This is a genomic window from Streptomyces sp. NPDC059900, assembly GCF_050270335.1.
GTDB lineage: Bacteria > Actinomycetota > Actinomycetes > Streptomycetales > Streptomycetaceae > Streptomyces.
Map to the genome: position 1 here is coordinate 1 of NZ_JBNNJZ010000962.1, position 1957 is coordinate 1957.

The following is a 1957-nucleotide window of genomic DNA, read 5'->3' on the forward strand; positions in this document are numbered from 1 at the left end:
AGCGCAGAAGCCTGCGCGACCAGGTCCTCGCCCTGGTGCGGCAGGCGCTGGTCTCGGGAGAGATCCGCCCCGGAGACATCTACTCGGCGGCGGCCCTTGCCACCCGCCTCGGCGTGTCCAGCAGCCCGGTACGCGAAGCCATGCTCACGCTGGTGAGCGAAGGCCTCCTGGAACCCGTCCGCAACCGCGGCTACCGCGTGATACCGCTGAGCGAGCACGACCTCGACGAGGTCTACACCATGCGCCTGCTCCTGGAGGTCCCCGGCACCCTGCGGGCCGCGGCCAACGCCAAGCCCGAGGACATCGCGCGCCTGGGCATCATCGCCGACGAGATCGAACGAACCGCCCGCGACGGCGACGTGGCCGGCTTCCTCGACGCCGACCGCCGCTTCCACCTGGACCTGCTCGAACTGTGCGGCAACCGCCGCCTCGTGTCCACGGTCGCCGCGATGCGCGACCAGACCCGCCTGTACGGCCTCGAAGCCCTCGCCGAACAGGGAACCCTCGACAACTCGGCGCACGAACACCACGAGATCCTCGACGCGATCACCCGCGACGACACCGAGGGCCTGGAACGGCTGATGCGACAGCACCTGGAGCACACCCGCTCCGACTGGGCCCGGCCGGACGAGGGGTGAGGCGAGCGGTCAGCCTTCCGCCCGCACTCCCCTCCGCCGAAGAACCAGACTCACCCGCTCTGACCCAGCAGCGCGAAGAACACGTCGCCGCGGACCACCTCGAAGGGTTCACCGAGCAGTGAGGCCAGCTCCGCGATGTCGCCGGGCGTCCAGCTCCAGGCATTGATCGCGGCGGCGACGAACAGGGGCTGCGACTCGTCCCTGCCCTCGATGTGGCGCAGCAGCGCGTCGCGGAACTCCTTGCCCTTTCCCGGCGGGTAGAAGTTGCCGATTACCGGGAGCCCGGCCGGCCTGGTCTGCAGGTCTCCCGTCTCCCAGGACTGGATGATCCCGCGCAGCGGCGTGTTCCTGCGGTAGGAGCCCGCCACGCGCTCGTCGAAGGGGATCCAGCCGTCGTTCGCGGCGTTGCGGGGGTTGTAGGCGTAGGCCAGGTCCATCCCGGTGCGGCGCAGGTAGCGGCCGGAGAGTTCGGTGTAGGCGTCCAGAGCTTTCTCGGGCCAGGAGCCGGGATAGGTGTAACCCGCCCCGGAGGGACCGCAGATGAGCAGATCGTTGTCGGTGGCGGTCCGCTGGTAGTAGGCCAGGAGAGCGGGCCCGATGTCGGCGAGCAGCGGGCTGACCGTCCAGTTGACGGGAACGCTGCCGCGCCGGGGGTCGTCCCAGATGTCGCGCATCCGGCGCTGGCAGTACTGCACGTTGTCGCCCTCGCCGACGGTGAGCGTGAGGTAGACGCGGTTGCGCAGCGAGGCCTTCGGGCGGCGCCGGACTGTATCGGAGACCTTCGCCTGCACGCCCGCGTGGACGGTGCCGTTCATGTAGAAGTCGGCGGGGACGACCTCGATCCCGTGCTGCGAGGCACGGTCCACGCCGCCCCACTCGCCTGCGACGTCGTTGGAGAACCAGCCGGTGTACGGCGTGGTGGGCGCCAGTCGCGCGAAGGTCTCGTCAAGGAGTTTCCCGGTCTCGCCGGACGGCGGCAGCCACAGCACCATGGCCTTGCTCGCCACCACGTAGTCCCGGAAGTAGGGGAAGGGCTCGATGCGGGTGGGTGCGGTGCTGGTGGCGGTGACCAGGTACTGGTTCCACAGGTCGACCTCGATGACCAGGTGCTGTGTCCCGGCGGGGGCGGCGAAGCGGTAGACGAAGTAGCCGCCGCCGTCGCTGAAGCGGTTGGACTGGTCGCCGAGGGAGGAGTTGAGCCCGTCGAAGAGGCAGGGCTTCTCGGCCTCCGTGCCGGAAGTAAAAGAGGCGATCTCCCTGCCGTCCGCCTTCACCACGACGGAGGCGAGCGACGCGCCCCACCCGTCGTCGGCGAAAGA

General features: G+C 69.6%; 1 protein-coding gene and 1 pseudogene. One reads left to right on the forward strand and one right to left on the reverse strand.

Going from position 1 to position 1957, the window contains the following annotated elements; translation table 11 throughout:
• A partial coding sequence (locus ACQKIP_RS46190; protein WP_427745740.1) for a GntR family transcriptional regulator occupies positions 1-638 on the forward strand: 638 nt, incomplete at its 5' end.
• A 50-nt stretch (positions 639-688) separates the two neighbouring features.
• Here ACQKIP_RS46190 and ACQKIP_RS46195 read toward each other — a convergent pair.
• A pseudogene (locus ACQKIP_RS46195) lies at positions 689-1957 on the reverse strand (GxGYxYP domain-containing protein); the annotation flags it as partial.